The sequence below is a fragment of the Variovorax paradoxus genome (genome assembly GCA_016806145.1).
In the GTDB taxonomy this organism is placed as follows: domain Bacteria; phylum Pseudomonadota; class Gammaproteobacteria; order Burkholderiales; family Burkholderiaceae_C; genus Variovorax.
In genome coordinates this window covers 5,287,643-5,304,677 of sequence record CP063166.1, presented here as the reverse complement: position 1 = coordinate 5,304,677, position 17,035 = coordinate 5,287,643, and the positions used below count along the sequence as shown (strand labels likewise).

13 protein-coding genes are annotated in these 17,035 nt (G+C 70.9%); all 13 read left to right on the top strand.

Features of this window, described 5'->3' with window-relative positions; all coding sequences use genetic code 11:
- The first annotated feature begins 21 nt into the window (after window positions 1-21).
- Window positions 22-1,032: an aldo/keto reductase gene (locus INQ48_24645; GenBank protein QRF56504.1), complete on the top strand. Its 1,011-nt coding sequence runs from the start codon at window positions 22-24 to the stop codon at window positions 1,030-1,032.
- 211 nt (window positions 1,033-1,243) lie between these two features.
- Window positions 1,244-2,749, top strand: coding sequence for an efflux transporter outer membrane subunit (locus INQ48_24640; GenBank protein QRF56503.1), 1,506 nt, complete (start codon window positions 1,244-1,246; stop codon window positions 2,747-2,749).
- A gap of 4 nt (window positions 2,750-2,753) precedes the next feature.
- A complete protein-coding gene (locus INQ48_24635) occupies window positions 2,754-3,992 on the top strand; it encodes an efflux RND transporter periplasmic adaptor subunit (protein QRF56502.1) in 1,239 nt (412 codons plus the stop codon).
- Complete coding sequence (locus INQ48_24630) at window positions 3,989-7,159, top strand: efflux RND transporter permease subunit (GenBank protein ID QRF56501.1); 3,171 nt, start codon at window positions 3,989-3,991, stop codon at window positions 7,157-7,159. Before INQ48_24635 ends, INQ48_24630 begins: the two co-directional genes overlap by 4 nt.
- Before the next feature lie 137 nt (window positions 7,160-7,296).
- Entirely contained in the window at window positions 7,297-7,983 is a 687-nt protein-coding gene (locus tag INQ48_24625) for a heavy metal response regulator transcription factor (GenBank protein QRF56500.1), read from the top strand.
- A complete protein-coding gene (locus INQ48_24620; GenBank protein QRF56499.1) occupies window positions 7,980-9,356 on the top strand; it encodes a heavy metal sensor histidine kinase in 1,377 nt (458 codons plus the stop codon). The genes INQ48_24625 and INQ48_24620 overlap by 4 nt, the downstream gene beginning before the upstream one ends.
- 152 nt (window positions 9,357-9,508) lie before the next feature.
- Window positions 9,509-10,447, top strand: coding sequence for a DedA family protein/thiosulfate sulfurtransferase GlpE (locus tag INQ48_24615; protein QRF56498.1), 939 nt, complete (start codon window positions 9,509-9,511; stop codon window positions 10,445-10,447).
- A gap of 25 nt (window positions 10,448-10,472) precedes the next feature.
- On the top strand, window positions 10,473-11,429 hold the full coding sequence (locus INQ48_24610; protein QRF56497.1) for a phosphotransferase: 957 nt from the start codon (window positions 10,473-10,475) through the stop codon (window positions 11,427-11,429).
- A gap of 30 nt (window positions 11,430-11,459) precedes the next feature.
- On the top strand, window positions 11,460-12,848 hold the full coding sequence (locus INQ48_24605; protein ID QRF56496.1) for a cache domain-containing protein: 1,389 nt from the start codon (window positions 11,460-11,462) through the stop codon (window positions 12,846-12,848).
- Between the two features lie 14 nt (window positions 12,849-12,862).
- On the top strand, window positions 12,863-13,516 hold the full coding sequence (locus INQ48_24600; protein ID QRF56495.1) for a response regulator transcription factor: 654 nt from the start codon (window positions 12,863-12,865) through the stop codon (window positions 13,514-13,516).
- A gap of 287 nt (window positions 13,517-13,803) precedes the next feature.
- Window positions 13,804-14,121: an HU family DNA-binding protein gene (locus INQ48_24595; GenBank protein ID QRF60879.1), complete on the top strand. Its 318-nt coding sequence runs from the start codon at window positions 13,804-13,806 to the stop codon at window positions 14,119-14,121.
- A 152-nt stretch (window positions 14,122-14,273) separates the two neighbouring features.
- Entirely contained in the window at window positions 14,274-14,813 is a 540-nt protein-coding gene (locus INQ48_24590; protein ID QRF56494.1) for a C40 family peptidase, read from the top strand.
- A 118-nt stretch (window positions 14,814-14,931) separates the two neighbouring features.
- Window positions 14,932-17,010, top strand: coding sequence for a carbon starvation protein A (locus INQ48_24585; protein QRF56493.1), 2,079 nt, complete (start codon window positions 14,932-14,934; stop codon window positions 17,008-17,010).
- The last annotated feature ends 25 nt before the right edge of the window (window positions 17,011-17,035 follow it).

Genomic DNA, 17,035 nt, shown 5'->3' with positions numbered 1-17,035 from the left:
TCCAGCGAACGAGGCATCTCCATGACCATCCCCACCACCCGCCTGGGCCGCACCGGCCTGACCGTCTCCCGGCTCGCGCTCGGCACCATGACCTTCGGCCTGCAGACCGACGAGGCCGTGTCGCACCGCATCCTCGACAAGGCCGCCGAGGGCGGCATCAACTTCCTCGACACCGCCGACGTCTACCCGCTGGGCGGCACGGTCGAGACCACGGGCCGCACCGAGGAGATCATCGGCAACTGGCTCGAGAAGCAGGGCCCCGCGGGCCGCCGGCGCTTCGTGGTCGCGACCAAGGCGGTCAACAAGGTCGGCCCCAATCCCTGGGACCAGGGCGCCTCGCGCAAGCACCTGCTCGATGCCATCGACCTCTCGCTCAAGCGGCTGAAGACCGACCACGTCGACCTCTACCAGCTGCACATGGACGACCGCGAGACGCCGCTCGAGGAAAGCATCGAGGCGCTCGACACCATCGTGAAGTCGGGCCGCGCGCGCTATGTGGGCGTGTCGAACTTCCTGGCCTACCGGCTCGCGCGCGCGCTCGGCAAGGCCGACCTGCTGCGGCTCACGCGCTTCGTCTCGGTGCAGCCGCGCTACAGCCTGCTGTTTCGCGAGATCGAGCGCGAGCTGCTGCCGCTCGCGAGCGAGGAAGGCCTGGGCGTGATCCCCTACAACCCGCTGGCCGGCGGCCTGCTCACCGGCAAGTACAAGCCCGGCGCCAGCCCCGAGGCGAACACGCGCTTCACGCTCGGCACGGCCGGCAACATGTACCAGGACCGCTACTGGAACGAGCGCAGCTTCAACACCGTGACGCAGCTGCATGCGCTGGCCGACGAGGCGGGCGTGTCGCTCGCGACCTTGGCCGTGGCCTGGGTGATGGCGAACCCGCTGATCACCGCGCCGCTGCTCGGCGCGAGCCGGCCCGAGCAGCTCGACGCGACGCTCGCGGCGGCCGAGTACAAGCTCGACCCCGCGCTCAAGCAGAAGCTCGACGAGCTGACGGCCGAGTACCGCAAGGGCGACGCGCCGCGCTGAGTTCCCTCCCTTCTCCTTCCCCCGCCGGGGGAAGGCCGGGATGGGGGCTCCGGGCGTTCGATACGGCCACGCCATCGGCCAGGCCCGGTGCCCCCACCCCAACCCTCCCCCAGCGGGGGAGGGCGCCGAGCCGGGGTCGACTCGAAACTGTCAGAACTGTCAGCCAGTCGACAGCGAGCGGTTCGATGCAGGTGCCTAGAGTGCCTTCATCATGGATTCTTCCGCCGCCACTCCCTCATTGCGCAAGGTATCCGGGGCCGGTGCCATCGCGCTGGCCGCCCTGCTTCTCGCCGGCTGCGCCGTCGGCCCCGACTACGTGCGGCCCTCGATGGAGCTGCCCGCGGCCTACAAGGAAGACGGTGCGTGGAAGACCGCCACGCCGCAGGCCATCGATCCCTCGCATCCCTGGTGGGAGGCCTACGGCGACGCCACGCTGAACGGGCTGGTGGTGCAGGCCAATGCCGCCAACCAGAACATCCGCCAGGCCGAGGCCCAGTACCGCGAGGCGCGCGCACTGGCCTCGGCCGCGCGCGCCGGCTTCTATCCCACCCTCGGGCTGAACGCCGGCGCCAACCGCGCGCAGACCAACAGCACCGGCAGCATCGAGCGCCGCACCACCGACACCCTGGGCCTCGCCGCGAGCTGGGAGCCCGATGTCTGGGGCGCGGTGCGCCGCTCGGTCGAGGCCGGTGACGCCAGCACCCAGGCCAGCGCCGACGACCTCGCGGGCGCGCGCCTGAGCATCCAGACCACGCTGGCGCAGGACTACCTGCAGCTGCGCGCCATCGACCTCCAGCGCGCGCTCTATGCCAACACCACCGCCGCCTATGCGCGCGCGCTCGAACTCACGCAGCACCAGTACGCGGCCGGCACCGTGCTGCGCTCGGACGTGGCGCTGGCCGAGAGCCAGCTGCGCACCGCGCAGGCGCAGGGCGTGGACCTCGAGGCGCAGCGGGCCCAGCTCGAGCATGCGATCGCGGTGCTGACCGGCCAGGCGCCGGCGCGCTTCACGCTGGCCGCGCTGCCGGCCAGCGAGAACCCCGCGCTCGCCAACGCCGGCACGCTCGGCGTCCAGCTGCCGCTCGCGCCCGCGGGCCTGCCTTCGGAGCTGCTCGAGCGCCGCCCCGACATCGCCGCGGCCGAGCGTCGCGTGCAAGCCGCCAATGCGCAGATCGGCGTGGCCAAGGCCGCCTACTTCCCGCAGATCGTGCTGAGCGCGAGCGGCGGCTTCAGCGCCGGCAGGCTCGCTTCGCTGTTCGACACGCCGAGCCGCGTCTGGTCGCTGGGCGCGGTGCTCGCGCAGACCGTGTTCGACGGCGGCCTGCGCAAGGCCCACAGCGAGCAGGCCGTGGCCGCCTACGACGCCTCGGTCGCGCTCTACAAGCAGACCGTGCTCGGCGGCTTCCAGCAGGTCGAGGACAACCTCGCCACCCTGAGCGTGCTCGACCACGAATCGCAGCTGCAGGCGCAGGCCGTGCAGGCCTCGCAGACGGCCGAGCGCCTCGCGCTGGCCCAGTACCGCGCGGGCACCGCCACCTACCTGAGCGTGGTGACCGCGCAGCAGCTCTCGCTGACCAACCAGCGCACGGCCGCGCAACTGCTGGCGCGCCAACTCGCCGCCAGCGTGGCGCTGATCGCGGCCACCGGCGGTGGCTGGCATGCCGATGCCGCCGATGCCGCCACCACCGCCGCCGCTGCAACGACTTCCGGAACCTGATGCCATGACGAATCCCGCACCTTCCCCCGCCGGCGACGCCGCCGTCCGTCCCCACGCGCGACGCAGCGCCGCCTGGTTCGCCATCGCCGCCCTCGTCGCCGTGCTCGGCGGTGGCGCCTGGACCCTGGGCCGCAAGGCCTCGGCTGCCACGCCCGAGGCCAAGGTGCCGCCGGTGCTGGTGACCACCGCGCCGGTGCAGGCGCAGGACGTGCAGGTCTACCGCGGCGGCATCGGCACCGTGGCCTCGATGGCCACCGTCACCGTCAAGGCGCGCATCGACGGCCAGCTCGACAAGGTGGGCTTCGTCGAGGGCCAGGACGTGAAGGCCGGCCAGATGCTCGCGCAGCTCGATCCGCGCACCTTGCAGGCCCAGCTCGCGCAGGCCCGCGCCACCCAGTCGCGCGACCAGGCGCAGCTGGCGAACGCGCGCGCCGACCTCGCGCGCTACACCACGCTGATCGCGCAGGACGCGGCCACGAAGCAGCAGCTCGACACCCAGAAGGCGCTGGTCAGCCAGCTCGAGGCCACGGTGCAGACCGATGCCGCGCAGGTGCAGTTCGCGCAGGTGCAGCTGAGCTTCACGCGCATCGACGCGCCGATCGACGGCCGCGTGGGCGCGCGGCTGGTCGACCCGGGCAACATCGTGCATGCGGCCGACACCGGCGGGCTGGTGGTCATCAACCAGATCGACCCGATCGCGGTGCAGTTCACGCTGCCCGAGGACGCGGTGCAGGACATCAACCGGCTGCAGCCCAAGGGCGCGGCGCCGCTCTCGGTGGTGGCCTACGACCGCGCCGGCACGCAGCTGCTGGGCAGCGGCAAGCTGATCCTGCTCAACAACCAGATCGATACCGCCAGCGGCACGGTGCAGCTCAAGGGCAGCTTCGCCAATCCGCAACACACGCTGTGGCCCGGCCAGTACGTCAACGTGCGGCTGCAGCTCGACCGCCGCGCGGGCGCGCTGACCGTGCCGGCCGCGGCGGTGCAGCGCAGCCAGGACGGCACCTACGTCTGGGCCGTCGATGCCGAGAACAAGGCCGCCTCGGTGCCGGTGCACGTGGTGCAGATCGCCGACGGCACGGCCGTGCTCGACCAGGGCGTGGCCGCCGGCCAGCGCGTGGTGGTCGACGGCCAGTACAAGCTGCGGCCCGGCGCCACGGTGGCCGAGAACAGGACCGCGGCCAAGGCCGCGCCCCCGGCCGCCGCGGCCGGCGGCAACAACGCGAGCGGGGTGCGCAATTGAGCATTTCCGCCGCCTTCATCAAGCGCCCGATCGGCACCACGCTGCTCGCGCTGGCCATCCTGCTGGTCGGCGCCGCGGTGTTCCCGCTGCTGCCGGTGGCGCCGCTGCCGCAGGTCGACTTCCCGACCATCCAGGTCTCGGCCAACCTGCCGGGCGCCAGTCCCGAGACCATGGCCTCGAACGTGGCGCAGCCGCTCGAGCGCCAGTTCTCGCTGATCGCGGGCCTGTCGCAGATGACCTCGACCAGCGGCCTGGGCAGCACCCAGATCACGCTGCAGTTCGACCTCGACCGCAACATCGATGCCGCCGCGCTCGACGTGCAGGCCGCCATCAACGCCTCCACCGGCCAGCTGCCGGCCAACCTGCCGAGCCCGCCGACCTTCCGCAAGGTGAACCCGGCCGACTCGCCGATCCTGATCCTGTCGGTGCAGTCGAAGACGCTGCCGCTGACCGAGGTCAACGACTACGCCGACAACATCCTCGCGCAGCAGATCTCGCAGATCTCGGGCGTGGGCCTGGTCAACATCGGCGGCGCGCAGAAGCCGGCCGTGCGCATCCAGGTCGACCCGGCCAAGCTCGCGGCGCTGGGCCTGAGCCTGGAGGACGTGCGCACCGTGCTGTCCTCGGCCACCGTCAACGCGCCCAAGGGCACGATCGACGGGCCGAACCAGAGCTTCACCGTCTACACCAACGACCAGCTGCTCAAGGCCCAGCCCTGGAACGACGTGGTGCTGGCCTACCGCAACGGCGCGCCGATCCGCGTGCGCGACCTCGGCGTGGCGGTCGACGGTCCCGAGAACGCGAAGATCGCGGGCTGGGCCTATGCCGGCGCCGCCGCGCCCGAGGGCAGCACGGTGCAGAACGGCCGCTCGATCGTGCTGGCCATCACCAAGCAGCCGGGCGCCAACGTGATCGAGACGGTGGACCGCATCAATGCCGCGCTGCCGCGGCTCAAGGCCTCGATCCCGCCGACGGTGGACGTCAACGCCATCATCGACCGCACCCAGACCATCCGCGCCTCGGTCAAGGACGTGGAGTTCACGCTGCTGTTGACCATCGCACTGGTGGTGGCCGTGATCTTCGTGTTCCTGCGCAACGTGCCGGCCACGCTGATCCCCAGCGTGACGGTGCCGCTGGCGCTGCTGGGCACGGTGGCCGTGATGTACCTGCTGGGCTACAGCCTCGACAACCTCTCGCTGATGGCGCTGACCATCGCGGTCGGCTTCGTGGTCGACGACGCGATCGTGATGCTCGAGAACATCTACCGCTACGTCGAGGAAGGCATGGCGCCGCTCGAGGCGGCCTACAAGGGCGCGGGCGAGATCGGCTTCACCATCGTCTCGATCTCGGTCTCGCTGATCGCGGTGTTCATCCCGCTGCTGCTGATGGGCGGCATCGTCGGGCGGCTGTTCCGCGAGTTCGCGGTCACCGTCACGCTGACCATCGTGGTGAGCGTGGTGATCTCGCTCACGCTCACGCCGATGCTGTGCTCGCGCTTCCTCAAGAACGAGCATGCGCGGCGCCATGGGCGGCTGTACCTGCTGTTCGAGCGCGGCTTCGACGCCATGCTCAACGGCTACAAGCGCGGACTGCACGTGGTGCTCGACCACCAGTTCATCACCTTGATGGTGTTCATCGCCACCGTGGTGGCCACCGGCGCGCTGTTCGTGGTGATCCCGAAGGGCTTCTTCCCGCAGCAGGACACGGGCTTCATCTCGGGCTTCGCCGAGTCGGCGCAGGACGCCTCCTTCGCCTCGATGAACGCGCGCATGCTCGAGCTGGCCGACGTGGTGCGCAAGGACCCCGACGTGACCGGCTTCGGCATGAACGGCAGCTCGTCGACCTACAACACCGGCAACTTCTTCATCAGCCTCAAGCCCAAGGACGAGGGCCGCACCGCCAACGCCGACGAGATCATCGCGCGGCTGCGCCCGCAGCTCGCGAAGGTGCAGGGCGTGAACCTGTTCCTGCAGGCGGGGCAGGACATCCGCGTGGGCGGGCGCTCCTCGCGCACCCAGTACCAGTACACGCTGACCGACTCGAACCTCGACGAGCTCAACACCTGGGCGCCGCGCCTGTTGGCCAAGCTGCGCCAGGTGCCCGAGGTGACCGACCTCGCGACCGACCAGCAGAACGCCGCCGCCTCGGCCGTGCTGACCATCGACCGCGACCGCGCCTCGAGCTTCGGCATCTCGCCGGCCGCGATCGACGCCACCCTGTACGACGCCATCGGCCAGCGCCAGGTGGCGCAGTACTTCACCCAGCTCAACAGCTACCACGTGGTGCTGGAAGTGACGCCCGCGCTGCAGCAGGACCCGGCGCTGTTCAGCAAGCTCTACCTGAGCTCGCCGATCACCGGCCAGCAGGTGCCGCTGTCGACCTTCGTGAAGGTCGACACCAGCAAGACCGCCTACCTCTCGATCAGCCACCAGGGCCAGTTCCCGGCCGTGACGATCTCGTTCAACCTCGCCTCCGGCGCCTCGCTGGGCCAGGCGGTCGACGCGATCAAGGCCGCACAGTCCGAGATGGGCATGCCGCAGTCGCTGACCGGCGCCTTCCAGGGCACGGCCCAGGCCTTCCAGGATTCGCTGGCCTCGCAGCCCTACCTGATCGCGGCGGCGCTGGTGGCGGTCTACATCGTGCTGGGCCTGCTCTACGAGAGCTACATCCATCCGCTGACGATCCTCTCGACCCTGCCCTCGGCCGGCGTGGGGGCGCTGCTGATCCTGATGGCGGGCGGCTACGACCTCAGCGTGATCGCGCTGATCGGCATCATCCTGCTGATCGGCATCGTCAAGAAGAACGGGATCATGATGATCGACTTCGCGCTCAAGGCCGAGCGCGAGCAGGGCATGAAGCCGCACGAGGCGATCTACCAGGCCTGCCTGCTGCGCTTCCGCCCGATCATGATGACCACCATGTGCGCGCTGCTCTCGGGCCTGCCGCTGATGCTGGGCCACGGCTCGGGCTCCGAGCTGCGCCGGCCGCTGGGCTACGCGATGGTCGGCGGGCTGGTACTCTCGCAGGCGCTCACGCTGTTCACCACGCCGGTGGTCTACGTCTACCTCGACCGCGCCCACTACTGGTACCTGCGCCGCAAGGAAGCGCGCATGGCCCGCAAGGCGGCCAAGGCCGGGCAGGCGCCCTCGCAGGCGCAGGCGCATTGAGCACGGGCAAGGGAGCCGATGTTTCCCCAACCGTTCGGGCTGAGCTTGTCGAAGCCGTTGCCGCGCCGGCACTTCGACAGGCTCAGTGCGAACGGATCGTGGATGATCCCGCCGAAGAACGAAGCAGCAGCCACGCCATGAAGATCCTGATCGTCGAAGACGAGTTGAGAACCGCCGACTACCTCTCGAAGGGGCTGACGGAGCAGGGCTGCGCGGTCGACATGGCGCACAACGGCATCGACGGCCAGCACCTGGCGCTCACCCACGACTACGACGTGATCGTGCTCGACGTGATGCTGCCGGGCCAGGACGGCTTCTCGGTGCTGCGCGGGCTGCGCGCGGTGAAGCAGACGCCGGTGATCATGCTGACCGCGCGCGACCGCGTGGAGGACCGCGTCAAGGGACTGCACGAGGGCGCCGACGACTACCTGGTCAAGCCCTTCTCGTTCCTCGAGCTGCTGGCGCGGCTGCAGGCGCTGAACCGGCGCGGCCGCAAGCAGGAGCCGATGCAGCTGCGCATCGCCGACCTGCAGATCGACCTGCTCGCGCGCAAGGCCTTCCGCGGTGCCACCCGCATCGACCTCACGGCCAAGGAGTTCGCGCTGCTCGCGGTGCTGGCGCGGCGCCAGGGCGAGATCCTCTCGAAGACCGCGATCGCCGAGCTGGTGTGGGACATGAACTTCGACAGCAACACCAACGTGGTCGAGGTCGCGATCAAGCGGCTGCGCGACAAGATCGACGTGCCTTTCTCGCCCAAGCTGCTGCACACCATCCGCGGCATGGGCTACGTGATGGAGCTGCGCGAGGACGGCGCCACGCCATGAAGCGCTCGATCGCCGCGCGGCTGGTGCTGATGTTCGCGGCGGCGGCGCTCGCCACCTTCGCGCTGATCGGCGCGGCGCTGCAGGGCGTGCTGCTGCGCGAGCTCGAGCGCCACCAGTACGAGGAGCTCGACACCACGGTCAAGAGCCTGCAGTTCTGGATCCAGGCCATCGGCACGCCCGAGCGCTGGTCGCGCGTGCAGGCTCGCATGGACGCGCTGACGCCCGAGGACGGCAGTACCCGCTTCTGGGTGCTCAGCGACGATCCGCGCTTCCAGTACGGCAAGGGCATGGCCGAGATCGACGCGCTCACGCGCGAGACCGGCCGCAGCCTGCTGCTGCCCGGCGAGGAGAAGCCCTACCGCACGCTGTCGGCCCACATCCCGCCGTTCGAGCAGCGCCCGGCCGTGCGGCTGATCGTCGGCAAGAACACCGAGCCCTATGCGCGCACGCGCCGCACCTTCCTCACGGCGCTGGTGTCGCTGGGCCTGGGCGCGGTGCTGGTGGTGGCGGCCGCCGGCTACTGGATCGCGCGCGTCGGCCTGCGCCCGCTCGACCAGCTCTCGCGCGAGGCGCAGGCGCTGCGGCCCAAGATGCGCTCGCAGCGGCTGCGCTCGGGCGCGCTGCCGGTCGAGCTGTCGGGGCTGGCCGAGGCCTTCAACGGCGCACTCGCGCGGCTGGAGGAGGCCTATGGCCAGCTCGAGGCCTTCAATGCCGACGTGGCGCACGAGCTGCGCACGCCGCTGGCCAACCTGATCGGCAGCACCCAGGTCGCGCTCTCGCGCCAGCGCAGCGCGCCGCAGTTCGAGGAGGTGCTGCAGGCCAACCTCGAGGACCTGGAGCGGCTGCGCTCGATCGTCAACGACATGCTGTTCCTCGCGCGCGCCGACCGCGGCGAGGTCGCCACCGGGCTGGTGCTGACGCCGGTGGCGCAGGAGGTGCGCAAGACCATCGAGTTCTTCGAGTTCGTGCTCGAGGAGAGCGGCGCGCAGGTCGAGATCGAGGGCGACGTGCTGGCCGAGGCGCAGCTCGAGACCGCGCTGTTCCGCCGCGCCATGTCGAACCTGCTGCAGAACGCGATCGAGCATTCGCCGCCGGGCGCGCGCATCGCGGTGCGGCTGCGCGAGACGCCCGCGGCGACCTGGATCGGCGTGTCGAACCCGGGCGCGCCGATCGCCGAGGCGCACCTGCAGCACCTGTTCGACCGCTTCTACCGGGTCGATGCCGCGCGCAACGACGGCGGCGAGCACCATGGCCACGGGCTCGGGCTGGCGATCGTGCGGGCCGTGGCCAGCATGCATGGCGGGCAGGTCGCCGCGGCCAGCGCGGACGGCGTGAATAGCTTCGAATTCAGCGTCGCCAGGCAGGCGGCCTGAACCGGTCGCGCGGGGGCCGGCCATGACCCTCGAACGCGCCGCAACCCGCATGGCCAATGGCCTCCCGGTGACAGGCCCTTGCGCCATGCCGCAGAATCCATGCCGCCCATGACCACGTTCGCACCCTCTTTCGCCATCACGGAGCTGCTGCCATGGCACAGCTGATGTCGCTGCTGGTGCAGAACGCGATCCTGGTGGTGTTCGCCGCCAGTTTTGCCGCCCGCCTGGGCCTGCCGGTGCCGGCGGCCGCGGTGCTGGTGGTGACCGGCGCGCTGCTCGCGGCCGGCGACATCTCGCTGGCCGGCGTGGTGCTCGCGGCGGTGGCGGCCAACCTGCTGGGCGACGGCGCCTGGTTCTATGCCGGGCGGCGCTTCGGCTACCGCTTCATGCGCCTGCTGTGCCGGATCTCGCTGGCGCCCGACTCCTGCGTGCGCCGCGGCGAATCGCTGATCGGCGACTGGGGCGGCCTGTCGCTGGTGGCCGCCAAGTTCGTGCCGGGCGTGTCGGTGGTGGCGCCGCCGATGGCGGGCGCGCTGGGCATGTCGGTGCCGCGCTTCATCGGCTTCGACATCGGCGCCGCGCTGATCTGGACCGGCCTGTTCCTCGGCCTGGGCTGGGGCTTCCGCAACCAGATCCAGGACGTGCTCGCGGTGATGGCGCAGGCCGGCGGCATCGCCACCATGGCGCTGGGCGCGCTGCTGCTCGTGTTCCTGGTGGTGCGCTGGTTGCGCCGCCGTGCCTTCATGCGGCTGACCGGCATGCCGCGCATCTCGGTCGACGAGCTGCACGAGATGCTCGCGGGCGACGAGCCGCCGCTGGTGATCGACGTGCGCGGCGCGGCCGGCCAGCAGGTCGATCCGCGCCGCATCCCGGGCGCGCTGTCGTACACGCTCAAGGCGCTGCAGCAGCGCGGCCTCGACCTGTCGGCCGCGGCCGGGCGCGACGTGGTGCTGTACTGCAACTGCCCCAACGAGGTGTCGGCCGCGCAGGCCGCGCGCGTGCTGCTGGCACGTGGCGCGCGGCGCGCGCTGCCGCTGACCGGCGGGCTCGATGCCTGGGTGGCCTCGGGCCGCCCGACCTCGCCGCACTGACCCCGATGCGCGTCGGGCGCGTGCCATGACCAGGACCCGCGTGCCCGCACCTTCCATCGTCGCCGCGCTCGAGCACGCGCTCGGTCCGGTCCATGGCTTCGTGCCGCTGGCCGAGGGCGAGGACTCGCAGGCCTTCGCCTTTCGCGCCGAGGGCCTGGGCAGCGCGGCCCAGGCGGAGCACGTGGTGCGCATCCACCGCTCGCGCGAGGGCTTCGACAAGGACGACTTCGCCGCGCGCCGCTTCGCGCGGCCCGGGTTGCCCGTGCCCGCGGTCACGGCCATCGGCCGCGTCGAGGACCTGTCCTTCGAGCAGAGCTTCGAGGGGCCGTTCTTCGGCAAGCCCTTCTACTGCGTGTCGCGCCGCCTGCCGGGCAGCACGCTGCAGGACCTGCCGCTGGACCTCGTGGGGCCGCTGGCCGCGCCGCTCGCGCGCACGCTCGAGGAGCTGGCCGCCAGCGACCTCGCGGGCACCACCGGCTTCGGCCGCTTCGACGCCAACGGCACCGGCGCGCATGCGAGCTGGCGCGCTTTCCTCGAGGCGGTTGCCGAGCGCGACTGGAGCGCCGCGCGGCTCGACGCGCAGGCCATGGCGGGCGTCGAGCGGCAGCTGGCGATCGTGCGCGAGCTCGCGCCATCCTGTCCCGAGCTGCGCCAGTTGGTGCATGGCGACTTCGGCTCGAGCAACGTGCTGACCGACGGCCGCGAGATCACCGGCGTCATCGACTGGTCGGAGGCGCTGTTCGGCGATCCGCTCTACGACGTGGCCAACCTCTTCTTCTGGCGCCCCTGGCTCGCCTGCATGGAGGTGCAGGCGCGCCATTTCGAACGGACCCTGCCGGCCGGCGCCGGCACGGCCGCGCGGCTGCGCTGCTACCAGCTCCACATCGGCCTGCGGCAGATCCACGACTGCGCGCTCGCGGGCGAGGCCGAGGACCTGCTCTGGGCGCTCGAGCGCAACGCCCGGATCGCCGACCAGGCCTGAGTCGGGGCGGTGGTAGTCTTCGCGCCCGACATGAACCTGCGCACCAAGATCGTGGCCTTGGCCGTCGCACCGCTGCTGGTGGCGCTGGTGCTGGTCGCGCTCGCCGTGCGGCACCAGGAGCACGATCTCGCGCAGCGCGAGCGCGCGCTGATCGAACAGAGCTACATGACCCAGCGGCGCAACGAGCTGCGCAGCTATGTCGATCTCGCGATCAGCATCGTCAAGCCGCTGTACGACGCCGGCCAGGACGACGAGGCCACGCGCGCCGAGGCGCTGCGCCGGCTGGCCGCGCTCGACTACGGCGACGACGGCTACTTCTTCGTCTACGACCTGCAGGGCCGCTCGCTGATGCATTCGCGCCAGCCCGACCTCGTGGGCCAGGACCTCTGGGGGCTCAAGGACTCCAGCGGCCGCTTCACGATCCAGGACCTGATCGCGCGCGCGAAGGAGGGCGGCGGCTACGTCGAGTACGAATGGCGCAAGCCCTCGAGCACGCAGCGCGCGCCCAAGCTCGGCTATGTGGTCGCGCTGCCGCGCTGGAACTGGATGGTCGGCACCGGCCTGTACCTCGACGACATGGAGGCCACCGTGCAGTCGCTCGACCGCCAGATCAGCGCCAACGTCACGACCACCCTGCTGTGGATCGCCGGCATCGCCGCGCTGTGCCTGGGCGTGGTCAGTGCCGGCGGCCTGCTGCTCAACCTCAGCGAGCACCGCGTGGCCGAGGCCAAGCTGCGGCTGCTCGCGCGCCGCGTGGTGCAGTCGCAGGAAGAGGAGCGCGGCCATCTCGCGCGCGAGCTGCACGACGGCACCAGCCAGACCCTGGTGTCGGCCAAGCTGCTGATCGAGTCGGCCGTCGACGCGCTCGACCGCGCGCAACATCCCGCGCCGCCCGCGCTGGGCAAGGCGCTGCAACGTCTCAACGATTCGCTGACCGAGGTGCGCCGCATCTCGCACCGGCTGCGTCCCGCGCTGCTCGACACGCTGGGCCTGCCGGCCGCGCTCGAGCGGCTGGTCGACGAGTTCGGCGAGGAGGGCCAGGGCACGACCGCCGCCTCGCTGATGGTCGAGGGCGAGCCCTTCGAACTCTCTCAGGAAGTGAAGACCGCGCTGTTCCGCACCACGCAGGAGGCGCTGACCAACGTGCGCAAGCATGCGCTCGCGCACGAGGTCCACATCGCACTGGCCTTCGGCGAGCGCGAGGTGCGGCTCGAGGTCGGCGACGACGGCATCGGCTTCGACGTCGATGCGGTGCAGCTCGACCCGCGGCGCGGCATCGGCCTGCGCAACATGCGCGAGCGCGTGGCCTCGATCGACGGGCAGCTCGTGGTTCACTCGGGCAGCGGGCGCACGCGCATCGTCGCGATCGTGCCCGCCGCGGCCGCGCGCGCCGTGCCACCCCTTTCCCCTTCCACCTGACGAACGCCCCGACGATGACGACCGCCAAGGCCCGCACCCCGCCGCCGATCCGCATCTTCCTGGTGGACGACCATCCGCTGGTGCGCGACGGGCTGCGCGCGCGGCTCGGCGCGCTGCCCGGGCTGGAGATCGCGGGCGAGGCCGGCAGCGCGGCCGAGGCGCTCGCGCAGATGGACGGCGTTCGGCCCGACCTGCTGCTGGTCGACATCGGCATGAAGGACATGAACGGCATCGAGCTCGCCGCGCTGCTGCTCGCGCGCGAGCCCGCGCCGCACGTGGTGATGCTCAGCATGTACGACAACCCCGAGTACGTGCAGCGCGCGCTGCAGGCCGGCGCGCACGGCTACGTGCTGAAGGACGCGCCCGCGTCGGAGATCGTCGCGGCGATCGAGGCCGTGTCCGCGGGCGGTACCTTCCTGAGCCCGGCCGTGTCGAAGAAGCTGTTCCGCAACCAGACGCCGCGCCCGCTGCTCACGCCGCGCGAGAGCGAGATCCTCGCGGCGCTGGGCCGCGGCGAGTCGAGCAAGCAGATCGCGCGCGACCTCGGCCTGAGCGTGCGCACGGTCGAGGCGCACCGCCAGAGCATCAAGCGGCGGCTCGGGATCGAGGGGCAGGCCGAGCTGATCAAGTATGCGGTGGAGCATGCGCGGGAATTCGAGCGGCGCTGAACGCACCGCAAAAGTTCCCGTCGGCACGCAGTTGGCGCGAACTTCGGGGTTTCCGAACGAAACGGACGTAAACGAATGAGCGCCGGCCGCGCGCCGACCTCGCAACCCGCGTCCGCATGAGGTAGAACCGCAGCCTCGCCGCGCGGGGATGGATCGCTCCGGACCCGTGCATCGTTCACGCTGCCTCGCTTTCGCGTGCGTGCCGGCCGAAGGCCGGCGTAGCGCCCGTTAAATTCGAGCCGGTGCGTTCCCGCCGCTTCGCCGCGCGGGGGCGTCACCGAACCGTCATCCCAACCCACAAGGAATCACTCGTTTTGAACAAGACCGACCTCATTGCCGCCATCGCCAACGACACCAGCCTGAGCAAGGCCGACGCCGCGCGCGCCCTCGACGCCGCCCTCGACAACCTCTCGCGCGCGCTCGCCGGCGGCGACACGGTGCAACTGATCGGCTTCGGCACCTTCGCGGTGACCAGCCGTCCCGAGCGCACGGGCCGCAACCCGTCGACCGGCGAACCCCTGACCATCAAGGCCAGCAAGGCTCCCAAGTTCACCGCCGGCAAGGCGCTGAAGGACGTGGTGAACGGCGCGGCACCGCAGGCCTGATCCCGTGCTCCGCGGCGCGCGACCTTCGCGCGCTGCACCCCAGCCCTCCGCGGGCCCGCGCATCCGATGCGCGTGGAACGCGGAGGGTTTGCTTTTGGCGCGCGGGCATTCGCGCTAGAGTGCGCGCACGTCCACAAGACCCGCCCCTCGACATGCAAGACGCCCACGCGCACCACCCCGGCCACCGCATCCCGAAGCAACTGCATCGCTTCCTTGCCGCCGGGGCCTGCGCGGTGGCGATCCTGGCCGCGGGCTGCGCGAGCCGGCCGCCGTCGACCTCCTCGCCATCGATTCCCACGGTGCGCAGCTCGCCGCTGAGCGACGAGCAGTCGAACAGCATCGCGATCCATGCGCTCGGGCTGGTCGGCACGCCGTACCGCTACGGCGGCAACACGCCCGACGGCGGCTTCGACTGCAGCGGCCTGATCGGCTACGTCTACCGCGAGAGCGTGGGCCAGGCCGCGCCGCGCACCGTGGCGCGCATGGCCTCGTTCGGCCAGGGCGTGCCCACCGCGGAGATGCGCACCGGCGACCTCGTGATTTTCGGCGCGGGCACGCCCACGCATGCGGGCATCTACGTGGGCGCCAACCGCTTCGTGCATGCGCCCTCGACCGGCGGCGAGGTCCGGCTCGACCGGCTCGACGGCATCTACTGGTCGCGCCAGCCGGTGCAGGTGCGCCGGCCGGGCTAGGCCTTCGGGTTTTCCATTACGCAAAGCCACGCGCCCCGTCCGCGCGGTGCGACGGATGGCAGCGCGCGCGCGTCCGGCAAGACTCCTCGGGGTTCGACAAATCCGAGGAGACAACTGCATGCAGAGCATCCGCCGCCACCTGGTGTGGCTCGTCATCGCGGTGTTCGGCGCGTTCGCGCTGGGCACCGTGGCCCTGAGTCGTGGGGAAACGATCAACGCGATCTGGGTGGTCGCCGCCGCGATCTGCACCTACCTGATCGCCTACCGCTACTACAGCCTGTTCATCGCCGACAAGGTGCTGGGCCTGGACGGCAACCGCAAGACGCCGGCGCACCGCCACAACGACGGCCTGGACTACGTGCCGACCGACAAGAACGTGCTGTTCGGCCACCACTTCGCGGCCATCGCGGGCGCGGGCCCGCTGGTGGGCCCGGTGCTGGCGGCGCAGATGGGCTACCTGCCCGGGCTGCTGTGGGTGCTCGCGGGCGTGGTGTTCGCGGGCGCGGTGCAGGACTTCATCGTGCTGTTCATCTCCACGCGCCGCGACGGCCGTTCGCTCGGCGACCTGGTCAAGCAGGAGATGGGCGTGGTGCCCGGCATGATCGCGCTGTTCGGCACCTTCATGATCATGATCATCATCCTCGCGGTGCTGGCGCTGATCGTGGTGAAGGCGCTGGCCGAATCGCCGTGGGGCACCTTCACGGTGGCCGCGACGATTCCCGTGGCGGTCTTCATGGGCCTCTACCTGCGCTACATCCGCCCGGGCCGCATCGGCGAGGTGTCGATCATCGGCTTCGTGCTGCTGATGCTCGCGATCTTCGGCGGCCAGTGGGTGAGCCAGGACCCGGTCTGGGGCCCGGCCTTCACCTTCGACGGCAAGGCGCTGACCTGGATGCTCGTGGGCTACGGCTTCGTCGCCGCGAGCCTGCCGGTGTGGCTGCTGCTCGCACCGCGCGACTACCTGTCGACCTTCCTGAAGATCGGCACCATCATCGCGCTGGCGATCGGCATCGTGGTCGTGGCGCCCACGCTGCAGATGCCCGCGGTGACGCAGTTCGCGCAGGGCAACGGCCCGGTGTGGTCGGGCAACCTGTTCCCGTTCCTGTTCATCACCATCGCCTGCGGCGCGGTGTCGGGCTTCCATGCGCTGATCTCCTCGGGCACCACGCCCAAGATGCTCGACAACGAGCGCCATGCGCGCTTCATCGGCTACGGCGGCATGCTGGCCGAGTCCTTCGTCGCCGTGATGGCGCTGGTGGCGGCCTCGTGCATCGAGCCTGGCATCTACTTCGCGATGAACAGCCCCGGTGCGCTGATCGGCACCACGGTGCAGCAGGCGGCGCAGACCATTTCGGGCTGGGGCTTCGTGGTCACGCCCGAGATGCTGGTGCAGACCGCCAAGGACGTGGGCGAGACCACCATCCTGGGCCGCGCCGGCGGCGCGCCCACACTCGCGGTCGGCATGGCGCACATCCTGCACCAGGTGATCGGCGGGCAGGCCATGATGGCCTTCTGGTACCACTTCGCGATCCTGTTCGAGGCGCTCTTCATCCTCACGGCGGTCGATGCCGGCACGCGCGCGGGCCGCTTCATGCTGCAGGACCTGCTGGGCAGCTTCGTGCCCGCGCTCAAGCGCACCGACTCGCTGCCGGCCAACCTGGTCGCGACCGCGCTGTGCGTGGCGGCCTGGGGCTACTTCCTCTACCAGGGCGTGGTCGATCCGCTGGGCGGCATCAACACGCTGTGGCCGCTGTTCGGCATCTCGAACCAGATGCTGGCCGCGGTGGCGCTGCTGCTCGGCGTGGTGGTGCTGTTCCGCATGAAGCGCGAGCGCTATGCCTGGGTGGCGGCGGCGCCGGCCGTGTGGCTGCTGGCCTGCACGCTGACCGCGGGCTGGCAGAAGATCTTCTCGAGCGATCCGAAGATCGGCTTCCTCTCGCATGCGGCGAAGTACAGCGAAGGCCTGGCCAACGGCGTGCTGGTGGCTCCGGCCAAGACCACGGCGGCGATGGAGCGCATCGTCTTCAACGACCGGCTCGATGCGGCGCTGTGCGCGCTCTTCATGTTCGTGGTGCTCAGCGTGCTGGTCTACAGCATCAAGGCCTGCCTCGCGGCGCGCGCGGCCAACCGGCCGACCGCGCACGAGACGCCGTTCGAGCCGATGGGCGGCGCGGTCGCGGCGCGCGGTGCGCACTGAAGCCGGAGCGCGGGATGCAGGTCGA

Coding starts and splice junctions, on each gene's coding strand:
- INQ48_24645 (QRF56504.1), top strand. CDS start 22: ATGACCATCCCCACCACCCGCCTGGGCCGCACCGGCCTGACCGTCTCC.
- INQ48_24640 (QRF56503.1), top strand. CDS start 1,244: ATGGATTCTTCCGCCGCCACTCCCTCATTGCGCAAGGTATCCGGGGCC.
- INQ48_24635 (QRF56502.1), top strand. CDS start 2,754: ATGACGAATCCCGCACCTTCCCCCGCCGGCGACGCCGCCGTCCGTCCC.
- INQ48_24625 (QRF56500.1), top strand. CDS start 7,297: ATGAAGATCCTGATCGTCGAAGACGAGTTGAGAACCGCCGACTACCTC.
- INQ48_24620 (QRF56499.1), top strand. CDS start 7,980: ATGAAGCGCTCGATCGCCGCGCGGCTGGTGCTGATGTTCGCGGCGGCG.
- INQ48_24615 (QRF56498.1), top strand. CDS start 9,509: ATGGCACAGCTGATGTCGCTGCTGGTGCAGAACGCGATCCTGGTGGTG.
- INQ48_24610 (QRF56497.1), top strand. CDS start 10,473: ATGACCAGGACCCGCGTGCCCGCACCTTCCATCGTCGCCGCGCTCGAG.
- INQ48_24605 (QRF56496.1), top strand. CDS start 11,460: ATGAACCTGCGCACCAAGATCGTGGCCTTGGCCGTCGCACCGCTGCTG.
- INQ48_24600 (QRF56495.1), top strand. CDS start 12,863: ATGACGACCGCCAAGGCCCGCACCCCGCCGCCGATCCGCATCTTCCTG.
- INQ48_24590 (QRF56494.1), top strand. CDS start 14,274: ATGCAAGACGCCCACGCGCACCACCCCGGCCACCGCATCCCGAAGCAA.
- INQ48_24585 (QRF56493.1), top strand. CDS start 14,932: ATGCAGAGCATCCGCCGCCACCTGGTGTGGCTCGTCATCGCGGTGTTC.